Annotated in this window: 26 protein-coding genes; 14 read left to right on the forward strand and 12 right to left on the reverse strand. The window is 73.3% G+C overall.

Annotation, left to right across the window (positions count from 1 at the left end; all coding sequences use genetic code 11):
• Positions 1 to 95 precede the first annotated feature (95 nt).
• Positions 96 to 710 (reverse strand): DUF222 domain-containing protein, encoded by a 615-nt coding sequence (locus QSK00_RS16655; RefSeq protein WP_285592253.1) that lies wholly within the window; start codon positions 708 to 710, stop codon positions 96 to 98.
• Between the two features lie 82 nt (positions 711 to 792).
• On the opposite strand from QSK00_RS16655, the gene QSK00_RS16660 reads away from it, so the two are divergent.
• The 3 genes from QSK00_RS16660 to QSK00_RS16670 are packed head-to-tail and all read left to right on the forward strand — an operon-like array spanning position 793 to position 2,408.
• On the forward strand, positions 793 to 1,236 hold the full coding sequence (locus QSK00_RS16660; protein ID WP_285592254.1) for a MarR family winged helix-turn-helix transcriptional regulator: 444 nt from the start codon (positions 793 to 795) through the stop codon (positions 1,234 to 1,236).
• 21 nt (positions 1,237 to 1,257) lie between these two features.
• Positions 1,258 to 1,770 carry a hypothetical protein gene (locus QSK00_RS16665; RefSeq protein WP_285592255.1) on the forward strand — a complete coding sequence of 171 codons (513 nt, stop codon included), beginning with the start codon at positions 1,258 to 1,260 and terminating at the stop codon, positions 1,768 to 1,770.
• 35 nt (positions 1,771 to 1,805) lie between these two features.
• Positions 1,806 to 2,408 carry a rhomboid-like protein gene (locus QSK00_RS16670; RefSeq protein WP_285592256.1) on the forward strand — a complete coding sequence of 201 codons (603 nt, stop codon included), beginning with the start codon at positions 1,806 to 1,808 and terminating at the stop codon, positions 2,406 to 2,408.
• Here QSK00_RS16670 and QSK00_RS16675 read toward each other — a convergent pair.
• Positions 2,383 to 2,811 (reverse strand): PaaI family thioesterase, encoded by a 429-nt coding sequence (locus QSK00_RS16675; RefSeq protein WP_285592257.1) that lies wholly within the window; start codon positions 2,809 to 2,811, stop codon positions 2,383 to 2,385. The two genes, QSK00_RS16670 and QSK00_RS16675, sit on opposite strands and share 26 nt — an antisense overlap.
• A gap of 89 nt (positions 2,812 to 2,900) precedes the next feature.
• Here QSK00_RS16675 and ppk2 point away from each other — a divergent pair, with 89 nt between their 5' ends.
• Positions 2,901 to 3,872 carry a polyphosphate kinase 2 gene (gene ppk2 / locus QSK00_RS16680; protein ID WP_285592259.1) on the forward strand — a complete coding sequence of 324 codons (972 nt, stop codon included), beginning with the start codon at positions 2,901 to 2,903 and terminating at the stop codon, positions 3,870 to 3,872.
• A 27-nt stretch (positions 3,873 to 3,899) separates the two neighbouring features.
• Here the strand turns inward: ppk2 and QSK00_RS16685 are convergent, their stop codons facing one another.
• A complete protein-coding gene (locus QSK00_RS16685) occupies positions 3,900 to 4,946 on the reverse strand; it encodes a CHAD domain-containing protein (RefSeq protein WP_285592261.1) in 1,047 nt (348 codons plus the stop codon).
• A 114-nt stretch (positions 4,947 to 5,060) separates the two neighbouring features.
• Here QSK00_RS16685 and gad point away from each other — a divergent pair, with 114 nt between their 5' ends.
• Complete coding sequence (gad, locus tag QSK00_RS16690) at positions 5,061 to 6,443, forward strand: glutamate decarboxylase (protein ID WP_285592263.1); 1,383 nt, start codon at positions 5,061 to 5,063, stop codon at positions 6,441 to 6,443.
• A 3-nt stretch (positions 6,444 to 6,446) separates the two neighbouring features.
• On the opposite strand, the gene QSK00_RS16695 is transcribed toward gad, so the two are convergent.
• Positions 6,447 to 8,462 (reverse strand): acyl-CoA dehydrogenase family protein, encoded by a 2,016-nt coding sequence (locus QSK00_RS16695; RefSeq protein WP_285592264.1) that lies wholly within the window; start codon positions 8,460 to 8,462, stop codon positions 6,447 to 6,449.
• A complete protein-coding gene (locus QSK00_RS16700; RefSeq protein ID WP_285592265.1) occupies positions 8,459 to 9,448 on the reverse strand; it encodes a bile acid:sodium symporter family protein in 990 nt (329 codons plus the stop codon). Before QSK00_RS16700 ends, QSK00_RS16695 begins: the two co-directional genes overlap by 4 nt.
• A 184-nt stretch (positions 9,449 to 9,632) precedes the next feature.
• On the opposite strand from QSK00_RS16700, the gene arr reads away from it, so the two are divergent.
• From arr to QSK00_RS16720, 4 genes are all read left to right on the forward strand, one after another.
• Positions 9,633 to 10,073, forward strand: a complete 441-nt coding sequence (gene arr / locus QSK00_RS16705) for an NAD(+)--rifampin ADP-ribosyltransferase (protein ID WP_285592266.1) — start codon at positions 9,633 to 9,635, stop codon at positions 10,071 to 10,073.
• 237 nt (positions 10,074 to 10,310) lie between these two features.
• Positions 10,311 to 11,051: an SDR family oxidoreductase gene (locus QSK00_RS16710; RefSeq protein ID WP_285592267.1), complete on the forward strand. Its 741-nt coding sequence runs from the start codon at positions 10,311 to 10,313 to the stop codon at positions 11,049 to 11,051.
• 71 nt (positions 11,052 to 11,122) lie between these two features.
• Positions 11,123 to 12,637 carry a mannitol dehydrogenase family protein gene (locus QSK00_RS16715; RefSeq protein ID WP_285592268.1) on the forward strand — a complete coding sequence of 505 codons (1,515 nt, stop codon included), beginning with the start codon at positions 11,123 to 11,125 and terminating at the stop codon, positions 12,635 to 12,637.
• Between the two features lie 145 nt (positions 12,638 to 12,782).
• Complete coding sequence (locus QSK00_RS16720; protein ID WP_285592269.1) at positions 12,783 to 13,013, forward strand: hypothetical protein; 231 nt, start codon at positions 12,783 to 12,785, stop codon at positions 13,011 to 13,013.
• Positions 13,014 to 13,055: 42 nt separating this feature from the next.
• Here the strand turns inward: QSK00_RS16720 and QSK00_RS16725 are convergent, their stop codons facing one another.
• Genes QSK00_RS16725 through QSK00_RS16740 form a run of 4 tightly spaced genes read right to left on the reverse strand, consistent with a single transcriptional unit; the run spans position 13,056 to position 17,380 of the window.
• The gene (locus tag QSK00_RS16725) at positions 13,056 to 14,138 is read right to left on the reverse strand and encodes an ABC transporter ATP-binding protein (RefSeq protein ID WP_285592270.1); all 1,083 of its coding nucleotides are present in this window, start codon (positions 14,136 to 14,138) and stop codon (positions 13,056 to 13,058) included.
• Between the two features lie 13 nt (positions 14,139 to 14,151).
• Positions 14,152 to 15,033, reverse strand: coding sequence for a carbohydrate ABC transporter permease (locus tag QSK00_RS16730; RefSeq protein WP_285592271.1), 882 nt, complete (start codon positions 15,031 to 15,033; stop codon positions 14,152 to 14,154).
• Positions 15,033 to 15,989 (reverse strand): carbohydrate ABC transporter permease, encoded by a 957-nt coding sequence (locus tag QSK00_RS16735; protein WP_285592272.1) that lies wholly within the window; start codon positions 15,987 to 15,989, stop codon positions 15,033 to 15,035. The genes QSK00_RS16730 and QSK00_RS16735 overlap by 1 nt, the downstream gene beginning before the upstream one ends.
• Positions 15,986 to 17,380 (reverse strand): ABC transporter substrate-binding protein, encoded by a 1,395-nt coding sequence (locus tag QSK00_RS16740; protein WP_285592273.1) that lies wholly within the window; start codon positions 17,378 to 17,380, stop codon positions 15,986 to 15,988. Before QSK00_RS16740 ends, QSK00_RS16735 begins: the two co-directional genes overlap by 4 nt.
• A 209-nt stretch (positions 17,381 to 17,589) precedes the next feature.
• Between QSK00_RS16740 and QSK00_RS16745 the strand changes: the two genes are divergently transcribed.
• Genes QSK00_RS16745 through QSK00_RS16755 form a run of 3 tightly spaced genes read left to right on the forward strand, consistent with a single transcriptional unit; the run spans position 17,590 to position 20,763 of the window.
• Entirely contained in the window at positions 17,590 to 18,591 is a 1,002-nt protein-coding gene (locus tag QSK00_RS16745) for a LacI family DNA-binding transcriptional regulator (protein ID WP_285592274.1), read from the forward strand.
• Between the two features lie 10 nt (positions 18,592 to 18,601).
• Positions 18,602 to 20,008, forward strand: a complete 1,407-nt coding sequence (gene xylB, locus QSK00_RS16750; RefSeq protein ID WP_285592275.1) for a xylulokinase — start codon at positions 18,602 to 18,604, stop codon at positions 20,006 to 20,008.
• Positions 20,005 to 20,763 (forward strand): nucleoside phosphorylase, encoded by a 759-nt coding sequence (locus tag QSK00_RS16755; RefSeq protein WP_285592276.1) that lies wholly within the window; start codon positions 20,005 to 20,007, stop codon positions 20,761 to 20,763. Before xylB ends, QSK00_RS16755 begins: the two co-directional genes overlap by 4 nt.
• Here QSK00_RS16755 and QSK00_RS16760 read toward each other — a convergent pair.
• Positions 20,750 to 21,742 (reverse strand): S1 family peptidase, encoded by a 993-nt coding sequence (locus QSK00_RS16760; RefSeq protein ID WP_285592277.1) that lies wholly within the window; start codon positions 21,740 to 21,742, stop codon positions 20,750 to 20,752. The two genes, QSK00_RS16755 and QSK00_RS16760, sit on opposite strands and share 14 nt — an antisense overlap.
• Before the next feature lie 294 nt (positions 21,743 to 22,036).
• Here QSK00_RS16760 and QSK00_RS16765 point away from each other — a divergent pair, with 294 nt between their 5' ends.
• Both QSK00_RS16765 and QSK00_RS16770 read left to right on the forward strand, forming a co-directional pair.
• The gene (locus QSK00_RS16765) at positions 22,037 to 22,609 is read left to right on the forward strand and encodes a DUF6542 domain-containing protein (RefSeq protein WP_285592278.1); all 573 of its coding nucleotides are present in this window, start codon (positions 22,037 to 22,039) and stop codon (positions 22,607 to 22,609) included.
• Between the two features lie 332 nt (positions 22,610 to 22,941).
• A complete protein-coding gene (locus QSK00_RS16770; protein ID WP_285592279.1) occupies positions 22,942 to 24,240 on the forward strand; it encodes an LCP family protein in 1,299 nt (432 codons plus the stop codon).
• Here QSK00_RS16770 and QSK00_RS16775 read toward each other — a convergent pair whose 3' ends face one another.
• A complete protein-coding gene (locus tag QSK00_RS16775) occupies positions 24,241 to 24,900 on the reverse strand; it encodes a DUF1345 domain-containing protein (RefSeq protein ID WP_285592280.1) in 660 nt (219 codons plus the stop codon).
• Between the two features lie 5 nt (positions 24,901 to 24,905).
• Positions 24,906 to 26,282, reverse strand: a complete 1,377-nt coding sequence (locus tag QSK00_RS16780; protein WP_285592281.1) for an MFS transporter — start codon at positions 26,280 to 26,282, stop codon at positions 24,906 to 24,908.
• Positions 26,283 to 26,312: the final 30 nt, after the last annotated feature.

Raw genomic sequence — 26,312 nt, forward strand, 5'->3', positions numbered from 1 at the left:
CTCGAACCCTGTCCTGCCCACAGCCGAGCAGGCTGGTCACCACCGTGACCAACCCACCCAGCGGGCCTGCTCAGTGTCCGCGATGTGCTGAGACATCAACTGTCCTCGATGTCCTGAGCACAGACATCGTCCAACCCGGAAACCTTTCGCAGCCGGGTCATGACCTTGTCGATGACCTCGACGTGATCGGCGTCGACCACCCCGTCCTGCACCGCGGCTGAGGTCGCGGGCAGCGAAGCGGGGGTGGTGGCGCCGGTGGGGGTGACGGTGTCGTGCAACGCCTCCGCGTGCCGATCCAGCTTGAGTACTGCGACCCGGTCGAGGCGGACGTGGTCCTCGAGCAGCGGCGCGAGCTTCCGGTACCCCGACTCGGCCAACACGTTCCCGGCGCGGATCGCGGTGAACGCCCGGTACACCCGCGCCCCGGCCAGCCGCTGCGCCCGCACCGCCTCCGAGAGCTCCGCCAACTCCGCCAACGACCGCGCCGACAGACCCTCCTCGGAAGGCTGCTCGTCGGTGACCCCCGGAACCGCCCAGCCCGGCTCCTCGTTCCCCGGGTCGTCGGCGGCCGCGTCGAGCTCGGCCCACCACGACAGCTCCGCTTCGTCCGGCAGCTCGAACGCCGGCTCGTCGGGATCCTCGTCCCACATCGACGGTGGCGTGGGCAGCGGCAACCCCACCTCGGGGTCCCACCCTGCCTCGATCGCCATGCAACCCATCATCGAACACATGTTCGACACAATCAAGCAGCCGATCGGAGCAACTCCCGCGACCACAGGCTAGGGTCCGGCCGTGCCCGAGCTGTGGACCGACGAGCGGGTCGCCGCGCTCCCGAGCTGGTCGGTGATCCGCACCCACCTGCTCCTGGCCCCCCGCCTGGCCCGCACGCTCGCCCCGGTCGGACTCAGCCCCACGCAGTTCGGCGTCCTCGTCCAGCTCGACAACACCCCCGGCGCGACGTCCTCCGAGCTGGCCCGCGCATGCCTCATGACCCCGCAGAGCATGAGCGAGCTGCTCCCGGGCCTGGAGGCGGCGGGATACGTGCACCGCGCTGCCGCCGGCCGCGGCCGTCCGGCACCCGTCCGTCTCACCGGCGCCGGTCGCGACGTCCTCACCCGGGCCACCCCGCTCGTCGAGGACGCGGACCGCCCGGAGGCCCTCGGACTGCAGCCCGACGAGCTGGCGACCCTCACGGCGTTGCTGAACCGCGTCGCCGAGCAGGTTTCAGGTCCCTGAAACCCTGGGCACCCGGGGACCGTGCTCAGGACCGTCGGCAAGCGCACCCGGCAGCTGCTCGTCTTCGTCCACGTCGTCGTCTCGCTCGGCTGGATGGGCGCGGGCGCCGCGAACGTCGTCCTGACCTCGACGGGATCCGTCACCGGGGACGTCGAACTGCGGCGGGCCTGCTACCTGCTCGTGTCGACGATCGACCTCTGGCTCGTCATCCCGGGCGCCTTCCTCGCGCTTGCCACCGGCGTCGTGCTGTCCCTCGTGACGCCGTGGGGACTCGTCACGTACTGGTGGGTGCTGGTCAAGCTCGTCCTCACCGTCGCCGTGATCCTCTACAGCACCTTCTTCGTCGGCGTGTGGGTCGAGCAGAGCGTCGCCCTCGGCACGTCCCCCAGCCCGGTCGCCGTGCCGCTCGTCGTCGGCCCGCTGGTCAGCATGGCGGCCTTCCTGTTCATGACGTGGGCGTCGGTCGCGAAGCCGTGGGGCCGCACGCCGTGGCGGCGGCGCCGGACACCGCGGCGGGTCCTCGCAGCGGCCTGACACCGGACGCGGGAGGCTCGACGACCGTGACCTATGTGCGACGCGGACCCTGGACCTGCGGGTTCCTCGTGGTCCTGCTCGTCGCCCACGTCTGGTTCACGGTGTCGCCCGCCGCCGATGCCGCCGTCGCGTGGCTCTCGACCAACCTCGACAACCTCGGCCGGCATCCGGTCGGGTCCCTGCTCGGGAGCGCCGTCGTCACCGACGGATCGCTCCTGGACCCGGGCCTGCTGATCACGCTCTGGCTCGGGATCGGGATCGCGCTGTGGTGGATCGAGGCCCACCGGGGCGCCGGGCGGGCGGCCGCCGTCTTCCTCGCCGGGCACGTCGGCGCGACGCTGCTGACCGCCGTCGTCCTGCTCGTCGCGATCCGGGCCGGGACCTACCCCGACGACACCCGGTCCGCCGTCGACGTCGGCATCTCCTACGGCGCCGAGGCCGCGCTCGCCGCCGCCGTCGTCGCCCTGCCACGGTGGGCGTGGGCGCCGTGGGTGCTCTTCGTCGTCGGCTGGCCGCTCGCCGACGCCGACTGGTTCGGCGCGGTACCCGACTTCACCACCGTCGGTCACCTGCTCGCGGCCACCATCGGCTTCGCCCTCGCGGCGACGGTGCTCAGAACTCCACGACCGACTTCGTGATCTGGCCCTGGGCCAGGACGACCCCGTCGGTCTCGCGCTCGGCGGTGACGGCGACGAACGCGAGCGCCCGGGTGCGGCGGACCAGCTCCGCCCGCACCCGGACCCGCTGCCCGACCGTCCCGGCCCGCAGGTACTGGGTGGAGATCTGATGGGTGACGGCGTGCTCGGCCGTGGTGAGCGTCGGCAGGACCGCGAGGTACCCCGCGAGCTCCAACGCCGCCGCCAGGGCGGCGGCGTGCAGCGTGGCGGCCGGCGTCACCGCGATCCCGGCGACCTCGAACGCCACGCCGCGCAGCGGGTCGGAGGGGTCGACGAACTCGACGCCGAGCGCGTCGGGCAACGCCACCGCGAGGGCAGCCTCGGCGCGGGCGAGCAGGGCGTCTCCGTCGAGCAGGTGGGCCATGACCACCAGCCTGGCCCGACCCGTCGTCGAGAACGTGACCGCGAGGCGACCCCCGGCCGACGTTCACCTGTCGGCCACCTCGGGCGGTCATGATCGCGCGCGTGACACCGGACCGTGGCGAGCTCGCCGACCTCGCCGACCTCGCCGACCTCTCAGCCGTGCCGATCGAGCAGCTCTCCGTCGACACCGACGGGGCGGAGGACGACGACCCCGCCCTGCTGGGGCCCGACGGCACGGTGGTCGACACCTGGCGCGAGGGCTACCCGTACGCCGAACGCCTCGACCGCCGGGAGTACGAGGAGCAGAAGCGCCTGCTCCAGATCGAGCTGCTCAAGCTCCAGGCGTGGGTCAAGGACACCGGGCAGAAGATCGTCGTGCTCTTCGAGGGCCGGGACGCCGCGGGCAAGGGCGGGACGATCAAACGGTTCACCGAGCACCTCAACCCGCGCGGCACCCGCGTCGTGGCCCTGGAGAAGCCGACCGACCGCGAGCGCACGCAGTGGTACTTCCAGCGCTACGTCGTGCACCTGCCCGCGGCCGGCGAGATCGTGCTGTTCGACCGGTCCTGGTACAACCGCGCCGGCGTCGAACGCGTGATGGGCTACGCCGAGCCGCGCGAGTACATGGAGTTCCTGCGCGAGACCCCGGAGCTCGAACGCATGCTCGTCCGCAGCGGGGTCCACCTGGTGAAGTTCTGGTTCTCGGTGTCGCAGTCCGAGCAGCGGACCCGGTTCCTCATCCGCCAGGTCGACCCGGTCCGCCGCTGGAAGCTCTCCCCCAACGACCTCGCCTCCATCCACCGCTGGGACGACTACACGGCCGCCAAGGAGGCGATGTTCTTCTACACCGACACCGCCGACGCGCCGTGGACCGTGGTGAAGTCGAACGACAAGAAGCGCGCGCGCCTCGAGGCGATCCGCCACGTCCTGCACCGCTTCGACTACCCCGAGAAGGACCTGGAGGTCGCCTACGCGGCCGATCCCGCCGTCGTCGGGCCCGCGTCGGAGCTCTTCGAGCACGGCGAGGAGGCGGGTGCCCGCCAGGCGCCGCCGTTGCGCTGAGTCCCGCGCGCGACGGCGCCGGGCCGCCTACAGCTTGTGCAGCTTCGGCTTGGTGTAGGCGGTGACGGCGGCGGCCAGGGCCTCGTCGGCCTGCTCCCGCCGGGTCCGGGCGCCGACGTGCAGCACCCCGTAGGTGAAGCTCGGTTCCCCCGCCCGGTGGGCGAGATCGGCGAGGTCGACCAGCCAGTGCGCGGCCGCCTCGCTGCGTCGCCGCTCCACCAGCGCCGCGGCGAGGGCGTCGGCGGCGCGCGCGAGCTTGCGGGCGTCCTTGCCGAGGACGGGCTGCGTGACCCTCGCCGTCGTCGCCACCGTGGTGGCCGCCGCGATGACCGGCGCGAGCTGCGGGTCGCCCGCCCGATCGGATCCCCGGGCCTCCACCACCGCCGCGTCGGCGGCCTGGCGGGCGGCCTCGTCGGCCGTCGTCAGGGTCCGGGCCAGCACCTTCGCCGTGTGCTTGGGCTTCGTGCCGGCGATGGGCGCGGTCAGCACGAGCCGGTCGGCGTGCTCGACGAGGCTCGTCCACTCCGGCTGGGTCAGCATCGTCGCGACCGCGTCCCGGCGCTCGGTGGTCCGGGCCGAGACCACCAGGCGCAGCCGCTGCTCCACCGGTCCGAGGCGCAACGACGGGTCCAGGCCGCCGAGCAGCTCCTCGAGCACGTCGACGGTCTCCTCCAGGCCGTGTGCCTCGTCGACGACGGCGCGGGCCCAGGCCAGCTCCGCGCGCAGGGCCGTGATGTCGGTGCCCTCGATCAGCGGGGCGAACCCGGCGACCACGGCGTCGAGGTCGGACAGCACCTCCGCGAGGCCCTCCACGTCGACGCCGGCGGCGACCACCGAGTCGTCGTCATCGTCGTCCGCGTCCGGCACCTCCTCGGGCGCGGCGGGCACGGTGACCGAGCTCCCGCCGTCGTCCTCGACCGAGGCCGTGTCGTCGTCGGCGGCGGCGTCGGCGGCGACCGGCTCGTCGGTCTCGAACTCCACCGCGGCGTGGAGAGCGGCCACCCGCTCCCGCAACGCGGCGAGGACGAGGGTCGAGGCGGTCACGGACGAGGCCTTGGTCTTGGTCTTTGCCACGTGCGCCGTTGTACCCCGTCGCGGAGCCCCGACCCACCCGGACGGGGACGACGATCCGGCGACGTCGGCGAGTGTTCACCGCGGCGTACACCGGGTGGCTGCACGATCAGCACCGTGACCGAGTCCCCCACGCATCCCGGGAGCGGCCTCGACGCCGCCCTCGTCCCCACGTTCACCGCCGAGCCCGGGCGGATGCCCACCACCCAGCTGCCCGACCACGAGCTCGACCCCGCGGTCGCCCACCAGCTGGTGCACGACGAGCTGATGCTCGACGGCAACTCGCGGCTCAACCTGGCCACGTTCGTGACGACGTGGATGGAGCCGCACGCCGCCGCACTCATGGCGTCCTGCGCGGACAAGAACATGATCGACAAGGACGAGTACCCCCGGACCGCCGAGCTCGAGCAGCGCTGCGTCCGGATGCTCGCCGACCTCTGGCGCGCCCCCGACCCGTCGACCGCGCCCGGGACCTCGACCGCCGGGTCGAGCGAGGCCTGCATGCTCGCCGGGCTCGCCCTCAAGCGACGGTGGGTCGCACGCGGCAGGGGGACCGGGCGACCGAACATCGTCATGGGCGGCAACGTCCAGGTGTGCTGGGACAAGTTCGCCAACTACTTCGAGGTCGAGCCGCGCCTCGTCCCCATGTCCGGCGACCGGTTCCATCTCGACGCGGCGTCCGCGCTCGAGCACGTCGACGAGAACACGATCGGCGTCGTCGCGATCCTCGGCTCCACCTTCGACGGCAGCTACGAGCCCGTCGCCGAGATCTGCGCGGCGCTGGACCGCCTCGCCGCGGACGGCGGGCCGGACGTCCCGGTGCACGTCGACGGCGCCTCGGGCGCGATGGTCGCGCCGTTCCTCGACCCCGAGCTCGTCTGGGACTTCCGGCTCCCGCGGGTCGCCTCGATCAACACCTCGGGACACAAGTACGGCCTCGTCTACCCGGGCCTGGGCTGGGTGGTCTTCCGCGAGCCCGACGCCCTGCCCGAGGAGCTCGTCTACCGCGTGAACTACCTCGGCAGCGAGCTGGCCACCTTCACCCTCAACTTCTCCCGCCCGGGCGCCCCGGTCGCCGTGCAGTACTACCAGTTCCTGCGCCTCGGCCGGGACGGCTACGCCCGGGTGCAGCGGCACTGCCGCGAGGTGGCGACGACGCTCGCCGACCGGATCGCCGACCTCGGTCCCTTCGAGCTGCTCACCCGGGGCGACGAACTCCCGGTCTTCGCGGCCCGACTGCGCGACGGGATCACGAACTACTCGGTGTTCGACGTCTCCGCCGGGCTGCGCGAGCACGGCTGGCAGGTCCCGGCCTACACCTTCCCCGCCGACCGGACCGACCTCGCCGTCCTGCGGTTCGTGGTGCGCAACGGGTTCACCCACTCCCTCGCCGAGCAGCTGCTCGACGACCTGCGCACCGTGCTCGGCCGCCTCGACCGGCAGAAGGAGTCGATCCGCACGGCCGAGGAGGACAGCTCCTTCGCCCACACGGGCCGGTAGGCCTCAGCCGGTCACCAGCCCCCAGAGGTCGTCGGCCCCGACGGCGAGCGCGCCCAGCCGCCCGGCCCAGGCGCGCTCGTCGCCGTCCTCGTCGCGCCACGACCACAGCCGCGTCGTCGCGTGCCGCAACGCGCTCCGCTCGGTGAACCCGATCGCCCCGTGCAGCTGGTGGGCGATCCGGGTGATCTCGCCGACCGACGCGGACGCCTGCGCCTTCGCGACGGCGACCCCGAACACCCCGCCCCGCTCCGCCCCCACGGCGACGGCGGCCTCCACGAGCGCGACCTCCTCGACGAGCTCCGCCACCGACTGCTTCACGGCCTGGAAGCTCGCGAGCGGCCTGCCGAACTGCTCGCGCTCGCGGACGTGGGCGATCGCCAGCTCGCTCGCCCGCCGGGCCGCGCCCGCGATCGAGGCCGCGCGCAGGAGCGCCAGCCGCTGCGCGGCACCCGTCGCCGCCTCCGGGTCGAGCGGCGACGCGGGGACCGTCATCTCGTGCAGCGTCAGGGATTCCCGCGGCTCCCCCGCCAGGTTCCGTCCGTTCCCGACGACGGCGCTGCCCGACTCGAGCAGCGTCACCAGCGGCCCGTGCGCGCCCTGGGTGACCAGCACCGTGGTCGCCGAGCGGGCCCACGGCACCCGGACGAGCTCGCCGTCGAGGACCACCCGGTCGCCGTCGGTGTCCCGGACCGCGACCCGGTCGTCGAACACCACGGTGAGCGGTCCGTCCGGGACCGGCCGACCGGCCGCCGCGAGCACCTGCCGGGCGACGAGGTCCTCGATCGTCGGGCCGTCCGTCACGCCGGCGCCGAGCACGCGGGCAGCGGCGACCTGCTCCCCGACCGGCGCGTCGGGGTCCAGGGTCACCAGGCCGTCCTGCGGCGCGGGCGGACCCCCCAGTCCCTTCGTGATGATCCCGCGCAGGATCTCGTTCGTCCCGCCGCGCAGCGTGTAGGCGGGCAGGTGACCGATGCCCAGGGCGAGCACCTCGGCGTGCGACCCGACCGGCGCCGACGGGTCGGCCACCACCGGCGACAGCGCGCGCACCTCCTCCACGACCCGGCCCTCGAAACGGGTGCCGAGGTCCTTGACCAGCGCGGCCGCCACGTCCGGCGACTCCCCGCGCTCCAGCGCGCTCGCGACCCCCAGAGAGAGCCGCCGCAACGACGCGAGCCGGGCGACGAGCAGCCCGACCGGCACCGACCCGGCGTCCGGGACCCCGAGCCGCAGCAGCGACGTCAGTAGCGGGAAGGTCGACAGGAACCGCTCCGGACCGCTGCGCTCCTGCGCGAGCTCGCCGGTGACCTGCGCCCACCCCGAGCCCTCCGGGCCCAGCGGCTCGCCGGGGACGCCCTCGAGGTGGGTGGCGTTGAAGCGGTGCTCGCCGGTGAGCAGGTGGATCGGCTCGGCGCGGACCTCGGGGGCGTGCAGGTCGACGACGTACTGGGAGAGCCCGGCGTGTCGGGACGCGGCCTCGGGGTCGGAGCGCGCGAGGACGATGGCGACGTCGTTGACGTGCGAACCGCCGGTCCACATCTTGACCCCGGTGAGGCGCCAGGTGTCGCCGTCGCGCTCCGCGCGGGTCGCGACCGCCGCCAGGTCCGAGCCGGCGCCCTCCTCGCTCATCCCGATCGAGAAGAAGCACTCGCCGCGGGTGATCGCGGGCAGGTAGCGGGCGCGCTGCTCGTCGGTCCCGTTGGCGAGGATCGAGGGCCCGGCCTGCCGGTCGGAGACCCAGTGCGCGCCGACCGGGGCACCCGCGGCGAGCAGCTCCTCGATGACGACGTAGCGCTCCAGCGGGGACCGTCCCCCGCCGCCGTACTCGGGCGGGAGGGTCATCCCGACCCACCCCTGCTCGGCCAGCCGTCGACTGAAGTCGCGGTCCCAGCCGGCGAACCAGGAGTCGGGGCGGTCGAGCACCGTCCCGCGCGCGCGTTCGGCGTCGAGGAAGGCGCGGACCTCGGCGCGGAGCTCCTCCGCCCCCTCGGGCATCCGGATCTCGGGGACGAACGTCGTCATCGGCGGACCTCCTCGCGGGTCGTCACCACAGCAGCATCGTCGACCGACCGGGCGAGCCGCTGGGCGAGCGCGGCGCAGACCATGAGCTGCAGCTGGTGGTAGAGCATCAACGGCAGGACGACCAGCCCGACGACGGGTCCGGCGAACAGCACGCCCGCCATCGGCAGGCCCGAGGCGAGCGACTTCTTCGAGCCGCAGAACATGATCGTCACCCGGTCCTCCCGGGGCAGCGAGAACAGCCGACCGGCGTGCCACGTCGCGAGGAGCACGACCGCGAGCAGCACCACCTCGAGGCCGACCAGGGCGACCAGCGACGTCACGGACGTCCGCTGCCAGACGCCCTCGACGACGCCCTCCCCGAAGGCGGAGTACACGACGAGCAGGATCGAGCCGCGGTCGACGAGGCCGAGCAGCCGGTGGTGGCGCGCGAGGAACCGTCCGATCCACGGCCGGGCGAGCTGCCCGAGCAGGAACGGTGCGAGCAGCTGCAGCGCCACGTCGAGCACCGCCCGGCCCGAGATGCCGCCCTGCCCGCCGAGGACCAGCGCGACGAGCAGGGGCGAGACCACGATCCCGAGCAGGTTGGAGAAGGACGCCGCACAGATCGCCGCGGCGACGTTCCCCCGCGCGACGGAGGTGAACGCGATCGAGCTCTGCACCGTCGAGGGCAGGCAGCACAGGAACGCGATCCCGACGGCGAGCTCGGGCGTGGGCAGGTCGGTCAGGCCGACGAGCAGGCCGAGCAGCGGGAACACCACGAAGGTCGCGACCACGACGGTGAGGTGCAGGCGCCAGTGCCGCAGCCCCGCCCACGCCTCGCGCGGCGAGAGCCGGGTGCCGTAGAGGAAGAACAGCAGCGCGATCGCGACGGTCGTGGCGTGGTCGACCACCGGGGCGAACCCGCCACGCGCGGGCAGGAGCGTCGCGATCCCCACGGTGGCCAGGAGGGACAGCACGAAGGCGTTGGCCGTGAGGAACCGCCGCATGATCGATAGGTTACGCAACCATTCGCGGTCGACGGGTTCCCCGTGACCCATCACGCCACGCCGGCTCGACCGCGGCCCACTCCCGGTCGAGCGGTCGGGGGCGTCCCGACGGCGGGTCACCGGACCGCCGCGAGCGCCGCGGCGATTGGGCGAGCCCCTTGTGTCCTGGAGCAGGATCGACGCCGTGTCCACCGCACCGACGCCGTTCGAGGAGTACGCCCCGGGGGTGCTGCTGCACGGGACGGCGGCCGAGCTCGCCGTCGGGGACCTGCTGGTCCCCGGGCGCCCCACGCACTTCGAGGCGGGGCGGATCATGAATCACGTCTACGTCACCGCGACGCTGGACGCCGCGACCTGGGGCGCGGAGATGGCGGTCGCCCTGACGCCCGGCGCGACTCGTGGGCACATCTACCTCGTCGAGCCCACCGGCGCGCTCGAGGACGATCCGAACGTCACGGACAAGAAGCTCCCGGGCAACCCCACCCGCTCGTACCGGACCCGCGAGCCGGTGCGGATCGTCGGCGAGCTCAGCGACTGGGTGGGCCACCCGCCCGAGCAGGTGCAGGCCATGCTCGCCGGCCTCGCGGACCTCCGCCGCCGCGGGGCCGCCGTGATCTACGACTGAGCGGAACCGCAGAACCGCTGCCGGCAGCACCGGTTCCAGGGCCATCAGACCGGACGTGCGTCACCGAGGGTCACCGGGTGCACATACGCCCCGGCCCGGCCCGAACGGTTCGCCGCCCCCGCCGCGAGAGGTACACCAGGCAGCGTTCCGGGCCCGTCGTCATGCCTCGTGTGCACCTCGAGGACGCGAGACAGCCGATCGGCGCGCCACGAGGACGCGCACGGGATGATCGGCGCCATGCGCAGCATGCTCGTCACCGGAGGCAGCCGAGGGATCGGGGCGGCGACCGCGCGACGGGCGGCCGCCGCCGGCTGGTCGGTCTGCCTCACCTACCGCTCCGACCAGAACGCCGCGGCCGCCGTCGTCACCGCGATCGAGCACGCGGGCGGGCGTGCCGCAGCGGTCCGCGCCGACGTCGCCGTCGAGGCCGACGTCGTCGCCGCGGTGGAGGCCGCCACGACGCTGGGGCGGCTCGGTGCCGTCGTCGCGAACGCCGGCATCGTCGGGGAGAGGACCCGCGTGGACGAGCTCACCGTCGACCGCGTCGAGCGGATGCTCACCACCAACGTCACCGGCACGATCGTGACCTGCCGCGAGGCCGTCCGGCGCATGTCCACCGCCCACGGGCACGACGGCGGGTCGATCGTCCTGGTCGGCTCCGCGGCGTCGCGGCTGGGCTCACCCGGGGAGTACGTCGACTACGCCGCGTCGAAGGCGGCCGTGGACACCCTCGGGCTGGGGCTCGCCAAGGAGGTGGCGGGCGAGGGCATCCGGGTCAACGTCGTGCGACCCGGGATCGTCGACACCGACATCCACGCGAGCGGCGGCCAGCCCGACCGCGCCGGTCGCCTCGGACCGGCCGTGCCCCTCGGACGGGCGGGCACGGCCGACGAGATCGCCGCCGCGATCGTGTGGCTGGCCTCCGACGAGGCCTCCTACGCCACCGGCAGCATCCTGGACGTCGCCGGCGGCCGGTGAGGGCTCGCCCCCGGACGGCGACTCCCACGAGATCCGTGACGGCAAGCGCTTGCGCTCCTAGGGTGATCCCCATGAGCGCCGACGCTGTGGCCCTGAACCGCGCCTCGCTGCCGGAGCTGGCCGGACGCTCGGTCCCGGTACCGGACTACGACCGCGACGCGCTCGCGGTCGGCATCGTCCACATCGGCGTCGGCGGGTTCCACCGGGCGCACCAGGCGATGTACCTGGACCGGCTGTTCGCCGCGGGGCGCGACCACGACTGGGCGCTCTGCGGGGTCGGGGTGCTCGACGCCGACCGGGCGATGGGCGCGGTGATGGAGCGCCAGGACGACCTCTACACGCTGGTGCTCAAGCACGCCGACGGGTCGCGGGAGCCGCGCGTCATCGGCTCGATGGTCGACTACCTGGTCGCCCCCGACGACCCCGACGCGGTCCTCGAGTGCATGACCGACCCGGCCACCCGCATCGTGAGCCTGACCGTCACCGAGGGCGGCTACCACGTCAACACGGCCACCGGCGAGTTCGACGGGTCCGAAGAGTCCGTCGCGTACGACATCGCCCGCAACGCCGACACGATCCCCCGCTCGGCGTTCGGCTTCCTGGTCGAGGCCCTGCGGCGGCGCCGGGCCGAGGGCACCGGGCCCTTCACCGTGATGAGCTGCGACAACATCGCCGGCAACGGCGACGTCGCGCACCGCATGATCACCGCGTTCGCCCGCCTCCGGGACGAGCGCACCGGCGACGACCTCGCCGCCTGGATCGAAGGCGAGGTCCCGTTCCCCAACTCGATGGTCGACCGCATCACGCCGCGGACCACCGACGAGGACCGCCGCGAGCTGGCCGAGCGCTCCGGGGTCGACGACGGCTGGCCGGTGGTGTGCGAGTCGTTCACGCAGTGGGTGCTCGAGGACCGCTTCGCGGCCGGGCGCCCGGCGTTCGAGGAGGCGGGCGTCCAGGTCGTCGACGACGTCGAGCCCTACGAGCTGATGAAGCTGCGGCTGCTCAACGCCTCGCACCAGGCGATCGCCTACCTCGGCTACCTCGCAGGCTTCCGCTACGCCCACGAGGTCTGCGCCGACGAGGAGTTCGTGCGCTTCGTCCGCGGCTACATGGACGACGAGGCCACGCCGACCCTGCTGCCGGTCCCCGGCGTCGACCTCGGGGACTACAAGGCCACGCTCATCGAGCGGTTCGCGAACCCGGAGATCCGCGACACCCTGGCCCGGCTCGCGGCGGAGTCGTCGGACCGCATCCCGCCGTGGCTCGTGCCGGTCATCCGCCGCAACCTCGAGCAGGGCGGCGAGATCGAGCGCTCCGCCCTGATCGTCGCGGCGTGGGCCCGCTACGCCGAGGGGGTCGACGAGGCCGGCGAGCCGATCGAGGTGGTCGACACCGGCCGCGCCGAGGAGCGCACGGCCGCCGCGCGGCGCTACCCGGACGAGCCGCTGGCGTTCCTCGAGGACCGCTCGCTGTTCGGCGACCTCGCCGCCGACGAGCGCTTCACCGCGGCCTACCGCCGTCACCTCGACCGGCTGCACGCCGAGGGTGCCCGGGCGGCCCTCCGCGCGGTGCTCGACGGCGTCTGAGGCCGCCGACACCCCGGCGCGCCGGGGCCGTCCGTCCGCGGCGGGAATGTTGAAGGTGCTAGCGTGTTGAACGATTCAGTGACCGGCGGCCGGCCCCGCCCCGCCGGTCACGCCCCTGCACCACGATCTGCCTGAAGGAGACACCGTGGCCGTCCCCGACGCCGCCACCGAGTACGCACCGCTCGTCACCAGCTGCTCCCCGCGCGCTCCCGAGACCGAGCAGGCGCGCGAGGCGCTCATCGACTCCGAGACCGCCGAGCTCAACCAGCTGCTCGACCGCATCGACGGTCTCACCCACGAGGCCCGCCGCCGGCTGCGGCGCCTCGAGCACCACCGCCGCGGCGTGGCCGTGCAGTGGACCGACCTGCACGGGTAGCAGTTCATGACGACGGATGCCATCGGCATCCGTCGTCTTCGCTCATGAGGCCAGCCGCTCCCCCGACGACGCGTCGAACGCGTGCACGGCGTCGGGGTCGACCCGCACCGCGATCGTCTCGCCGTAGCGCACCCGCGTCCGGCCCGGGCCCCGCACCACCAGCGTCGTGTCCGGGTGCTCGGCCATGTGCGCGTAGAGGTAGGACTCGCTGCCCAGCTCCTCGACGACGTCGACCACGGCCTTGATGCCGTCGCCCTCCGAGGTGAGGGACAGGTCCTCCGGGCGCAGCCCCACGGTGACCGTGTCGGCCGACCCCGCCGCGTCGGCCACCTCGCGGGTCAGCGGCAGCGTGGAGCCGCCGAGCGTCACCCCGTCGCCGGAGCGCTGCAGGTCCATGAGGTTCATCGCCGGGGAGCCGATGAACCCGGCGACGAACGCGTTGACGGGGCGGTCGTAGAGCTCCGACGGCGTCGCGTACTGCTGCAGCTTCCCGTCGCGCAGCACGGCCACGCGGTCGCCCATCGTCATGGCCTCGACCTGGTCGTGCGTGACGTACACCGTCGTGACGTCCAGCCGGTTCTGCAGCCCGGCGATCTGCGCCCGGGTCTGCACGCGCATCTTCGCGTCGAGGTTGGACAGCGGCTCGTCCATGAGGAAGACCCGCGGTTCGCGGACGATCGCGCGGCCCATCGCGACACGCTGCCGCTGACCGCCCGACAGCGCCTTCGGCTTGCGGTCGAGGTACTCGGTGAGCCCGAGGATCTCGGCCGCCTCGTTCACCCGCTTCGCCTGCTCGGCCTTGTCCATCCCGCGCATCTTCAGCGGGAACGCCATGTTGTCCCGCACCGTCTTCGACGGGTAGAGCGCGTAGCTCTGGAACACCATCGCGATGTCCCGGTCCTTGGAGGCCACGTCGACCACGTCACGGCCGTCGATGCGCAGGTGCCCTGCGTCGATCGGCTCCAGTCCCGCGAGCATCCGCAGCGCGGTCGACTTCCCCGAGCCGGACGGACCGACGAGGACCACCAGCTCGCCGTCGTTCACCGTCAGGCTCAGCTTGTCGACGGCAGGTGTCGCCCCGGGCGTGTAGATGCGCGAGGCCTCGTCGAACACCACTTCGGCCATGTCCCTGATCCCCTTACTTGACCGCGCCGAACGACAGACCCTGCACCAGCTTGTTCTGCGCCACCCAGCCGGCGATGATCACCGGGAGGGCCGCCAGCGTCGCGGCCGCCGAGAGCTGGGCGAAGTACAGCCCCTGCGAGGTCACGAACTGGACCAGGAACGTGGGCATCGTGCCCGCGTTCGCCGAGGTCAGGTTCACCGCGAAGAAGAACTCGTTCCACGAGAAGATCACGCAGATCAGCCCCGTCGCGAAGATGCCCGGCGAGATGATCGGCAGCACCACCTCGCGCAACGTCCGCGCCAGCGACGCCCCGTCCATGGTGGCCGCCTCGAGCAGTTCGCTCGGCACCTCCAGGAAGAACGAGCGCATCATCCACACCGCGATCGGCAGGTTCATCGCGGTGTAGAGGACGATCAGGGTCCAGATGTTGTCCAGGAGCCCGATGTCGTTGACCACGACGTAGATCGGCACGATCGCCGCGACCACCGGCAGCATCTTCGTGGAGATGAAGAAGAACAGGACGTCCTGGGTCTTCTCCACCGGCCGCATGGAGAGGGCGAACGCGGCCGGGATCGCGAGGAGCAGCACCAGCAGCGTCGAGATCACCGTGGCACCCAGCGAGTTGGCCAGGTACGGCCCGATCCCGGCGTCGAACACCGTGCGGAACTGCTCGAACGTCGGCGTGAACACGAAGGTCGGCGGGCTCGACTGCGCGTCGCCCTCGGTCTTGAACGCGGTGAGGACCATCCAGAGCACCGGGAAGAAGAACCCGATCCCGAGGATCCACGTGAGCGTCGTGAGCAGGACCGGACCGGTCCGGGACGTGCGCCGCGGTCCGTCGTCGACGGGGGCCGACGAGGTCGTCGTCGACCCGCGCTCGGTGGTGATCGCCATCAGTTGCTCCCCTCGGCCGCGCCGAAGCTGCGGAAGACCAGGCGCAGCGCGAAGGTCGCCACGATGATCGTCATGACCACGACGACCACGCCCATGGCGGCCGACTGTCCGATGTCGAAGCCGAGGAACGCGCGCTGGTAGATGTAGAAGGGCAGGTTCGCCGACGCCGTGCCCGGGCCGCCCTGGGTGATCATGTAGACCGCGTCGAAGGTGTTCACGAGGTAGATCGCCCCGAGCACCGTGCCCAGCTCGATGAAGCGGCGCAGGTGGGGCAGCGTGAGCTCCTTGAAGATCGCCCACGCCCCCGCGCCGTCCATCCGGGCGGCCTCGATCTGGTCGGTCGGCATCGACTGCAGCCCCGCCAGGAGCAGCAGCATCATGAACGGCGTCCACTGCCAGATCAGCGCGACCATCACCGACGCCAGCGGGAAGTCCGAGATCCACGCCTCCTCGCCCACGCCGAACGGCGACAGGACGAAGTTGATCAGGCCGTAGGTCGGGTCGAGCAGCGTCGTCTTCCACAGCAGGGCCGCCGCGACCGGGGTGATGAGGAACGGCGTCACCAGCAGGGTGCGCACGATCCCGCGGCCGATGAAGTGCCGGTTGAGCAGGAGCGCGAGGACCAGGCCGAGGACCACGGCGATGAGGACCGACCCGAGGGTCATGATCACCGTGTTGAGCGCGACCCCCCGGAACTGCGAGTCCTGGAAGACGCTGACGTAGTTGTCGAACCACACCCACTGCTGGGAGCCCGGGCGCACCAGGTTCCACGACTGCAGGGAGTAGAAGATCGTCAGCAGGAACGGGATCTGCGTGACGATGATCGTGAAGACCAGCGCCGGTAGGAGCGGGGCCCGGCGGACCCAGCCCTCGGCGCGGGCCGAGCGCGTCGGGGTCTGCCCGGGTGCGGGCGGCGGCCCGGAGGGCGCGGCGGGCCGTTCCAGTGTGGACGTCATCGCTGGTAGCTCTCCCCCACCGTCGTCGCGTACTCCTGGGACTGCTCGAGCGCCTCGGCCGGCGTGATCTGCCCGGCGATGGCGGCGCTCAGCTGCTGGCTGACGCGGGTGCCGAGGTCCTGGAACTCCGGGATCCGCAGGAACTGCACGCCCTGGTAGGGCACGGGCTCCACCGTCGGCTGCTGCGGGTTGGCGCGCACGATCGCGTCCCGGACCGTGTTGGCGAAGGCGCCGGCAGCCTGCTGGTACTGCGGGCTCTCGTAGGTCGAGGTGCGCGACCCGGGCGGCGCGGACTCCCACCCGAGCTCGTTGCCGACGCGCTGGATGTACTGCTTCGAGGTCATCCAGCTCATGAACTTCCAGGCGGCGTCCACGCGCGGCGAGGTCTTCGGGATCGCGAGCGACCAGGAGTACAGCCAGCCGGAGCTCGGGGTCGCGACGACGGGTGCGGGGACGAAGCCCACCTTCCCGACGACCTTCGAGTCCTCGGGGTTGATCACGGTTCCGGCGGCCGAGGTCGAGTCGTACCACATCGCGACGTTGCCCTGGCTGAACGCGGTGCCGCACTCGGAGAACCCGGCCTGGGAGCCGCCGGCGATCCCGTGCGCCCGCGCCAGGTCGACGTAGAACTGCGTGGCCTGCTCGAACTGGGGGCTCGTCAGCTGCGCGTTCCACTGCGGGTCGTACCAGCGGCCGCCGAAGGTGTTCACCACCGTGTTGAACGGCGCCATCATCTCGCCCCAGCCGGGCTTGCCGCGCAGGCAGATGCCCGCCGTGTTCCCGCCGCGCGCCCGGTCGTCGAGCCGGGCGGCGGCGTCGGCCACCTGCGGCCAGGTCGGCTGCGGGGGCATCGTCAGGCCGGCCTGGGCGAACAGGTCGGTGCGGTACATGAGGAACGAGGACTCGGCGTAGAACGGCACCGAGTACATCCGGCCCTCGTAGGACAGCGCGTCGCGGACCGTCGGCAGGAAGTCGTCCCGGTCGTAGCCCGGGGTCCGGGCCATCAGCGGCTCGAGGTCGGTGAGCCAGCCGTTCTGCGCCCACTGGGGCGTCTCGTAGTTCGAGATCATGACGACGTCGAACTCGCCGCCACCGGTCGCGACCGACGCGGTGATCTTGGCGCGGGCCTCGTTCTCCGAGAGCGTCACGAACCGCAGCCGGATTCCAGGGTTCTCCCGCTCGAACTCCGGGGACAGCGTGATCGCGTCCTCCATCTGCGGGTTGGACACGATCGCGACCGTCACGGTCTCCACGCCGTCCTCGGCCCCGAGGGCGCCCGCACCCGAGCACCCCGCCACGAGCGCGAGGAGAGCTGTCGCGAACAGCGCGAGCGCCGGTCGGCGGCGCCCCCGGGCTGGTCCGGCCGGTCGTCCCGTCGTCGGTCTGCGCACGCCCCGTCCCCGTCCCCGTCGGCAGTGACGTGGTTCACCTGAACGTCACGTCGGGCGACCGTAGGACTCCTGTCCGTTCGGACGCAAGCGCTTCACCGTCACATCTCGGACGGACCTCGGAATTCCGTGCTCCCTCTCCCGCCCGCCAGTTGGCATCATCGGCGTCGACGAGGACGCACGGCGGAGGCGAGGATCGACGAGTGACCACCATGGCGGATGTCGCTCGCCGTGCCGGCGTCTCGACCGCCACCGTCTCCCACGTCCTCAACAACACGCGGGCGGTCAGCGCCGACACCCGCGCGGCGGTCCTCGCCGCGGTCGAGGAGACGGCCTACACCCCGAACACGGTGGCGCGCTCGCTCGCGACCAACCGCACCACCACGCTCGGCCTCGTCCTCTCCGCCATCTCCAACCCGTACTTCGGCGAGCTGCTCTCCTCGGCCGAGTCCGCCGCCGCGGCGGCGGGCTACACGCTGCTGCTGGTCGACCCGCACGAGGACCCGGACTACGAACGCACCGTGGTGGCCCGGCTGCACCACCACCGCGTGGACGGCGTGGTGCTGGCACCCTCGGCCCGGCCCTGGGCCGCGCTGGAGTACCTCGCCCGCCACGAGGTCCCGACGGTGCTGCTGGACCGGCTGATCGCCGACGGGCGCGCCGCCGCGCTGGACCAGGTGGGCAGCGAGAACCACGAGGCGACGGCCACCCTCACCCGCCATCTCGTCGAGCACGGTCACACCCGGATCGCGCTCGTCGCGGGGCTGCAGGGCCTGACGACCACCGACGAGCGGTGTGCCGGCTTCGGTCGCGCGCTCGACGACGCCGGGGTGCCGCGCGACCCCGCCCTCGAGGTGTCCGGGGAGTCCGCGACCGAGCCCGCCCGCGCCGCGATGGCCCGGCTGCTCGCGCTGCCCGAGCCGCCCACCGCCGTCGTCGTCGGGAACAACAGCATGACGATCGGCGTGATCACCGCCCTGCGCGACGCCGGGGCGCGGGTGCCCGACGACGTCGCCGTCGTGGCCTTCGACGACTTCGCGTGGGCGGACCTGTTCTCCCCGCGGCTGACCGTCATGGCCCAGCCCTTCGACCGGATCGCGGCCGAGGCGGTCCGTCTCCTGCTGCGACGGCGGGCCCAGCCCGAGGCCCCGGTCGAGGTGCTGCGGCTCCCGCCGTCGTTCCGGATCCGGGAGAGCTGCGGCTGCGCCGTGTGAGCATGGGCGCATGCCCACCCACGTGATCGGGGTCGACTCCTCCACCCAGGCCACCAAGGTCGTCGTCGTCGATCCCGACGACGGGTCCGTCGTCCGCGAGGCCCGCCGGGCCCACCCGGAGGGGACCGAGGTCGACCCGCGCAGCTGGTGGACCGCCCTGTGCGACGCGCTCACCGAGGTCGGCACCGACGACGTCGGGGCCATCGCCGTCGCCGGTCAGCAGCACGGGATGGTGCTGTGCGACGGGCGCGGCGAACCGGTGCGCGACGCCCTGCTCTGGAACGACACCCGCTCCGCCGACGCCGGCCGGGACCTCGTCGACGAGCTCGGCGGGCCGAGCGCGTGGGCGGACGCGGTGGGCACCGTGCCGGTCGCGAGCATCACGGCGACCAAGCTGCGCTGGACGTCGCGGGCCGAGCCGGACACCGCCGCGCGGGCCCGCGCCGTGATGCTCCCGCACGACTGGCTCACGTGGCGGCTGCGCGGCGGCGCCCGGGCCGGCGCCGAGCCGGCGACCGACCGCGGGGACGCCTCGGGCACCGGCTACTGGTCGCCGCACACCGGGGACTACCGGCCCGACCTGCTGGAGCTCGCCTTCGGCCGGGCGCTCGACGTGCCGCGGGTGGCCGCGCCGGGCGAGTCCGTGGGGCGGGGCCACGAGCACGGGCCGGTGCCCGGCGCGGTCGTCGCGCCCGGTACCGGGGACAACATGGGTGCCGCGCTGGCGATCGGCACCGGCCCCGGGGAGCTGATCGTCTCGATCGGGACGTCCGGGACGGTGTTCGTCGCGGCCGACCGCCCGACCGCGGACCCGTCGGGGCTCGTCGCGGGCTTCGCCGACGCCCGCGGCGGCTTCCTGCCGCTGGTGTGCACGCTCAACGCCGCGCGGGTGCTCGGCGTCGGAGCCACCCTGCTCGGTGTCGACCCGGCCGGCTTCGACGAACTCGCCCTGGCCGCGGAGCCGGGCGCCGGCGGGCTGGTGCTGGTCCCCTACCTGGAGGGCGAGCGCACCCCCGACCGACCCGATGCCACCGGGACGGTCGCCGGTCTCACCAACGCGAACGGCACCCGCGAGAACCTCGCCCGCGCCGTCGTCGAGGGGATGCTGTGCGGGCTGGCCGCCGGCGTCGAGGCGCTGGCGGACGTCGGCATCGAGGGTTCGAAGGTCCTGCTCATCGGGGGTGGCAGCCGCTCCCGGGCGGTCTCGGCGATCGCGCCGGCGGTCTTCGGGCTCGACGTCGAGGTGCTCGCCCCGGCCGAGTACGTGGCCCTGGGCGCGGCCCGGCAGGCGGCCTGGGCCCTCACCGGCGTGGAGCCGGAGTGGCGGATCGCCCGGGACGCCGTGGTGGAGGCCACCGACGCCGACCGGCAGGCGGCCCACCACGTGCGGGAGGCCTACGCGAAGATCGTCGGGTGAGCGACGCCGAACGGATCCCGCTGGTCGAGGACGACCTGGACCAGCCCGGCATCATCGCGCCCGGCGCGATGCGCACGCACGGGACCGTGCCGCCCGACGTCGTGCTCTGCTTCTTCCCCGAGGTCCTGACCGCACTCGCGCAGCGGCACCCGGAGATCGCCGCGCTGCATTCGGAGAACGGCCGCTCCCCCGTGTACGGCGTCCCGCTGGCCGACGGCCGGACGGTCGCGGTGGCCCACCCGGGGGTCGGATCGCCCATGGCGGCGGCCAGCCTGGAGGAGCTCATCGTGCTCGGCGGCCGGCGGTTCACCGCGGTCGGCGGCGCGGGTGTCCTGGTGCCCGACCTCGTCCTCGGGCACGCGGTCGTGGTGTCCTCCGCCCTGCGCGACGAGGGCACGTCGTTCCACTACCTGCCGGCCGGCCGGGTGGTCGAGGCCGACCCGGGCGGCGTCGACGCCCTGGTGGCGGCCCTGCACGCGGCCGACGTCGCCCACACCGTCGGGCGCACCTGGACCACCGACGCCGTCTACCGCGAGACCCGGACCCGCACCGACCGCCGCCGTGCGGAGGGCTGCCTCGCCGTCGAGATGGAGGCCTCGGCCCTCATCGCGGTCGCCCGCTTCCGCGGGGTGGCGTTCTCCCAGGTGCTCTTCGCCGGGGACTCCCTGGCCGGCGAGCAGTGGGACAGCCGCCGGTGGACGACCGCCGCCGAGGCCCGGGCCGCCCTCGTCGACGTGCTGGTCAGCTCCCGGTGACCAGGGTCAGGCCGAACTGGTTGAGGATCGGACGCAGCGGCTGGAAGTAGCTCGTGCCGCCCGTGGTGCAGGTGCCGGTACCCCCCGAGAGCAGACCCTGGGCCTGGGCAGTGCCCGGCGCGAGGAACGAGCCCCCGGAGTCGCCGGACTCGGCGCAGGCGCTGGTCTGCGTGAGCCCCTGCACGGTGACGCCGTTGCCGTAGTTGACGGTGACGTTCTTCGCCTGGATCACGCCGCAGTGGTAGCCCGAGGTCGAGCCGGAGCGGCACACCTGCGTGCCCACCGGGGCCTCGGTGGCGCCGGTGACCGCGGGGCCACCCGAGACCTGGCCGCTGCCGCGCCAGGCCGCCATGTTGGTGACCTGGATGATCCCGTAGTCGGCGTTCGGCCACGCGGTGCGGGCGACGGTGCCGATCGTCTGTCCGTTCGGGCCCGACCAGCTCGAGGTGTTCTGCGTGCAGTGTCCGGCGGTGAGCAGGTAGGTCGTGGTGTTCCGCCGCACCGAGAAGCCGTCGGAGCAGCGGATCCCGCTGCGCGTGGTCGTGCCGCCCGAGGTCGTCGTGCTGGTCACCGTCGTGATCGCGGCGCCGCCGACCAGCGGAGCGGCGGCGAGCGGCCGGACGGGCGCCGACATCGGCTGCACCCGGACCGCCGCGGGGTTCTCGTCCGCGGCGAAGTCGGTCGCGGCCTTGGTGGCCGGGCCGACCACGGCGACGACGGTCTGGTTGGTCGCCGGGTCGACGTACCAGGCGGTCACGTTGGCCGGCGCACGCCCGCGTCGCTCGTCCATGCGCTGCTTCGCGGCCTGCCCGGCCCGGGGCTCCACCGGGGTGGGCCGGTTGGTCGAGCCGGGGCCGGACGGCAGGGGCGGCGGGGTCGGGGTCTGCGCGAGGGCGGGCACGGCCAGCGCGAGCACCGCGGCGAGGGCCAGCGCCACCACGGCGCCGGCGCGGCGGGTGAGCGGGTCGGTGAGGGGCACGCGGGATCCTCCGGGTCGGGCAGCTGCGCGGACGGTGAGCAGTCGTGCGTCGGGGGTATCGCCGCCGCCGCACCCGCTATTACTCCGTTCGGCCTAATCACCGACGTGGGTGACCCTACGTCCACCGCTCCGGCCGCGCCCGTCGTCGTCGCCCGGACGGGGTGGGGCCGCCGACCGGCCGCACGCCGCGGAAAAGGCGTCGGATCGCTTTCCCGACCCTTTTCGCCCGTCGTCGGGAAATAGTTTCCCGACGGCGGGCGGGGTCGGCTCGGGCCCCTCGGCTATCGTGGCGCCGTGGCCGACCGCTGGGATCCGCGACCGGGCGGCGGACGGGCTCCCCGTCCGGCCGGGCCGTCGCGCTGGTCCACCGGCTCCCTCGGCCGGTCGCCACGCCCCGACCGGCCCGCCCCCCGGCGTCCGGCGCGCGACCCGCAGCCCCGTCAGGCCGGACGCTTCGCCGTCGGCCCGGGGTTCCCGTGGCCGCTCGTCTCCGCAGGTGCCCTGGTGGCGACGGCGCTGCTGGCCTGGCTGCTGCAGAACCGCGCCGGGATCCTCGGGTTGCTCTTCCCGGTCGGCTACCTCGTGGTCAGCCTCGTCGCGGTCTGCGCCGTCCGGGTGGACGGGGTGCTCGTGCCGGCGCTGCAGGCGCCCGTGGTCGCCCTCCTCGGCCTGGTCGTGGCGGCGATCGTCCGTGGCGACACGGCCGGCAGCACGCTGTTCCTCCTCGGTGTCTTCGCGCCGCTCGCGCAATTGTTCTGGTGGATGCTCGTCGCACTCGTGGGCAGTGCACTCGTCGGATTCCTGCGATTCCGGGAGGCGAATCCCGGTTTCTCGGTCCTGGGCGCCGTCCGCGGTGTGAGGGCGTGATGGCGGGCGAGGATTCCGGTCGTCCCGGGCAGTTCCGGATGCCCCGGCGCGGGGACACCCGGCCCGAGGGCGGCTCGCCCGCGCCACGGCCCGGTCCGCCGCCGGCCCGCCCCGCGGGTCCCCCGCCCGGCGCGCGCCCCGGACCGGCCGGTCCCGGGCCGGGGATGCCACCTCCCGCAGGCCCCGGTCCGTCGGGCCCGCCGGGACCCGCCGCTCCGCGCCCGGGCGCCCGCGGCGCGCCGGGGCGGCCGGCCGGGCCGGGTGGGTCGCCGCCCCCGGGACCGCCCCCGCGCCGCCCGGCGCCGACCCCCACCCGGGTCGCCCCGTCCCCCGTGCCCGGTGGGCCGGACCGGCCCGACGGAGCCGGGGACGGCCCGTCGTCGGGACGGGGTGGCGGTGCCGTCGCGCTGCTCGAGCGCATCCGGATCCACGCGACCAGCCGCGTGCTGCTCCTCGTGCTCGCCGCCGCGTCGGTGATCGTCCTGCTGATCTCGGGGGCGACGGTGCTCGCCGCGCGGACCTTCGACTCCGGGCTCTCGCGCGTCGACGTCATCTCGACGTCGTTCGGGTCGATCTTCGGCACCGACGAGAACATCCTGCTCGTCGGACTCGACACCCGCACCGACTCGTTCGGCAACCCGTTGCCGAAGGACATCCTGGCGTCGCTCAACGCGGGGGCAGGCGACTCCGGCGGCGACTCCACCGACACGATCATCGTGCTGCACATCCCCGGGGGCGGCGGACCCGCCACCGGGTTCTCGATCCCGCGCGACTCCTACGTCGACGTCACGGGCGGGTTCGGCACCCACAAGATCAACTCGGCGTACTCCTACGGCTCGAACGCGGCCCGGCAGGAGCTGTCGAAGGACGGCGTGCGTGGGAGCGACCTCGCCGTGCAGGCGGGTGCCGCGGGAGCGAAGACGACGATCGGCGCCGTCGAGGGCCTCACCGGTCTGACCATCACGCACTTCGCCGCGGTGAACCTCGCCGGGTTCGCGCAGATCAGCGAGGCGATCGGCGGCGTACCGGTCTGTCTGAACAAGGCCGTCGACGACTCGTTCTCGGGGGCGAAGTTCCCGGCCGGCCAGACCACGGTCTCCGGTCCGCAGGCGCTCGCCTTCGTCCGACAGCGCCACGGCCTGCCCGGCGGCGACCTGGACCGCGCGCGGCGCCAGCAGGTCTTCCTGTCCAGCATGGCCCGCACCGTGCTCTCGTCGGACACCCTGACCGACTCGACCAAGCGGAACGCGCTGATCGACGCGGTCGACAAGGCCGTGACGGTGGACCGCCAGCTCGACGTCCTCGACCTCGCCACGCAGGTGCAGGGCGTCAGCTCGGGCTCGATCGGCTTCCACACCATCCCGATCGTCAACGCCAGCTACGACACCGCCGAGGACGGCGAAGCGGTCAAGGTCGACCCGTCGGCGGTGCAGAAGTACATCTCGGACACGATCTCCGGGGCCGGCGACACGACGACCGCGCCGAAGGCGAGCGGCTCGTCGGGGAGCGCGGCGGGCTCCAACACCGGCGGGTCCTCCCCCGGCAGCGCGGCGCCGAAGACGAGCGCCGCCCCGGCCGTGCCCGCCGAGGACGCGGGCACCACCGCGCCGACGGTGCCCTGCGTCAACTGATCACCGCAGGACGTTGACGGCCCGCGCCACGACCAGCGCCACCGTGGCGAGGGAGACCGCGGACTGCACCAGCATCGTCAGCTTGGCCCACCGCGAGAGCGGCATGGTGTCGGTCGGGCTGAACGCCGTGGCGTTGGTGAAGGAGACGTAGAGGTAGTCGACGAACTGCGGCTCCCACTCCGGGTCCAGGTCCGGCGACTGCATCTGCGGGAACCAGAAGTCCGGGACGTCCCGGTCACCCCGGGCCCGCGCGGAGGGGCCACCGCGGTCGAACTGCCAGTACCAGAGGGCGAAGCCGATGACGTTGGTCGCCCAGATCGCGGCACCCGTGGCGAGCAGGGTGCCGGGGTCGTCCCCGCCGCGGCCCTCGACGAGGTGGTACACGAGCCGGACGGCGGCGAACGCGTTGGCGACGCTGATGAGCGCGGTGAGCACGAGGCTCACCCGTCGGCGCCAGCGGGGCTCCGCCTCGAAGGTGTTCGCGACCAGCAGGACGGCGAGCACCGCGAGCTCGAGGACCGGCAGCAGCCAGCGCGAACCGAGGACGACCTCGTCGGGAAGGGTCAGCTGCAGGCCGGCGACGACGAGGACGGCGAGGGCCACCGGCCAGCGCCGCTCGCCGGTGGTGGCCCGCCGCCAGGCGGGGAGGGTGGTGCTCACCCGCGTCAGTGAACCTCCTCGAGGGAGCGGCCCGTCGTCAGGGGCCCGAGGAGCCCGACGTCGAGGCAGAGCAGCACGATGAGGAACGCCGACCCGCCGAAGACCCACACCGGACCCGCCGTCGCGAGCAGTGGTACGGCGATGAACGGCAGGACCACCGAGGTGCCGCGCGAGAGCGAGTAGGCGACGCCGGAGGCGGTGGAGCGGATCGCCGTCGGGAAGATCTCGGCCTGGTAGATGTGGAAGGCGTTGGAGAAGACGTTGCTGGCCGTCGTGAGCAGGAAGCCCGCCAGGACGATCAGCCAGGGTGTGGCCGCCGCCGCGAAGACGAGGCCGAACACGGCGATCGCGAGCGCCGCGGCGATGATCAGGTACTTGCGTTCGAAGCGTTCCACCAGCGGCACCGAGAGCAGCGAGCCGAGTGGGTAGCCGGCGAACGAGAGCGCCGCGTACCCGAGCGACTCGGTGACCTCGAAGCCCTTGGAGACCAGGACCAGCGGGGCGAGCGTGCCGAAGCCGTAGTAGCCGACGGTCTGCAGCACCTGGAAGACGAACAGCATGATCGTGCGCCGGCGGTAGGCGGTGAAGGCGATCCGCAGCACCTCGCGGGTGGTCCGGTCGCGCCCCTGCTCCGGCGCGGGCGCACGGGGCCCGAGCTCGTCGACCGCGTGCGGGGCGCCGACCTTCGCCGCGATCGCGCGGACCGTCGCCTCGGACTCCTCGTACCGACCCCGCGACTCGAGCCAGCGCGGTGACTCCGGCAGCACGCGGCGCATGACGATGACGAACAGCGCGCCGAGGGCGCCTGCGACGAGGAGCCAGCGCCAGCCGGCGAAGCCCGCGATCTCCTGCGCGGCGACGAGCTTGCCGCCGAGCAGGGCGGCCACCGGCACGCCGAGGAAGCCCACCGTGTAGGCCCACGCGATGTAGCGCCCGCGGACCCGCGCGGGCAGGAACTCGGCGAGGTAGGTGTCGACGAGGACCAGCTCGCACCCGAGGCCGATCCCGCCGAGGAAGCGCAGCAGCAGGAAGACCTCGATGTTCGGGGAGAACGCCGCCAGCAGGCTGAACAGGCTGTAGATCAGCAGGTTGAGCAGGAACACGCGTTTCCGGCCCAGGCGGTCGGCCACCACCGAGAGCACGTTGGCGCCGACGAACATCCCGAGGAACCCGCTCGCGACGACCGCGGCCTTGCCGAGCGACCCGAGCTGGAACTCGCGGGCCAGGATCGGCGCGAGGACGCCGCCGAGGAAGACCTCGTACAGGTCGAAGAACGACCCGATCCCCACGAGGACCACGATCATGCGGTGCCAGCGCGAGAGCGGGAGGTCCTCCAGCGCCGCGCTGGCCCCCGCCGTCGAGACCGGTCCGGCTGTGGCCATCGTGCGCCTCCCTGCGCTCGGTACTGAGCG

Origin of the sequence: Actinomycetospora sp. NBRC 106378 (assembly GCF_030269685.1) — a bacterium.
Taxonomy (GTDB): Bacteria; Actinomycetota; Actinomycetes; order Mycobacteriales; family Pseudonocardiaceae; genus Actinomycetospora.

Excerpts from the sequence above, each read along its gene's own strand:
- QSK00_RS16655 (WP_285592253.1), bottom strand. The coding sequence starts at position 710 with ATGGCGATCGAGGCAGGGTGGGACCCCGAGGTGGGGTTGCCGCTGCCC.
- QSK00_RS16675 (WP_285592257.1), bottom strand. The coding sequence starts at position 2,811 with ATGGCCCACCTGCTCGACGGAGACGCCCTGCTCGCCCGCGCCGAGGCT.
- ppk2 (WP_285592259.1), top strand. The coding sequence starts at position 2,901 with ATGATCGCGCGCGTGACACCGGACCGTGGCGAGCTCGCCGACCTCGCC.
- QSK00_RS16695 (WP_285592264.1), bottom strand. The coding sequence starts at position 8,462 with ATGACGACGTTCGTCCCCGAGATCCGGATGCCCGAGGGGGCGGAGGAG.
- QSK00_RS16700 (WP_285592265.1), bottom strand. The coding sequence starts at position 9,448 with ATGCGGCGGTTCCTCACGGCCAACGCCTTCGTGCTGTCCCTCCTGGCC.
- QSK00_RS16710 (WP_285592267.1), top strand. The coding sequence starts at position 10,311 with ATGCGCAGCATGCTCGTCACCGGAGGCAGCCGAGGGATCGGGGCGGCG.
- QSK00_RS16715 (WP_285592268.1), top strand. The coding sequence starts at position 11,123 with ATGAGCGCCGACGCTGTGGCCCTGAACCGCGCCTCGCTGCCGGAGCTG.
- QSK00_RS16725 (WP_285592270.1), bottom strand. The coding sequence starts at position 14,138 with ATGGCCGAAGTGGTGTTCGACGAGGCCTCGCGCATCTACACGCCCGGG.
- QSK00_RS16730 (WP_285592271.1), bottom strand. The coding sequence starts at position 15,033 with ATGGCGATCACCACCGAGCGCGGGTCGACGACGACCTCGTCGGCCCCC.
- QSK00_RS16735 (WP_285592272.1), bottom strand. The coding sequence starts at position 15,989 with ATGACGTCCACACTGGAACGGCCCGCCGCGCCCTCCGGGCCGCCGCCC.
- QSK00_RS16745 (WP_285592274.1), top strand. The coding sequence starts at position 17,590 with ATGGCGGATGTCGCTCGCCGTGCCGGCGTCTCGACCGCCACCGTCTCC.
- xylB (WP_285592275.1), top strand. The coding sequence starts at position 18,602 with ATGCCCACCCACGTGATCGGGGTCGACTCCTCCACCCAGGCCACCAAG.
- QSK00_RS16780 (WP_285592281.1), bottom strand. The coding sequence starts at position 26,282 with ATGGCCACAGCCGGACCGGTCTCGACGGCGGGGGCCAGCGCGGCGCTG.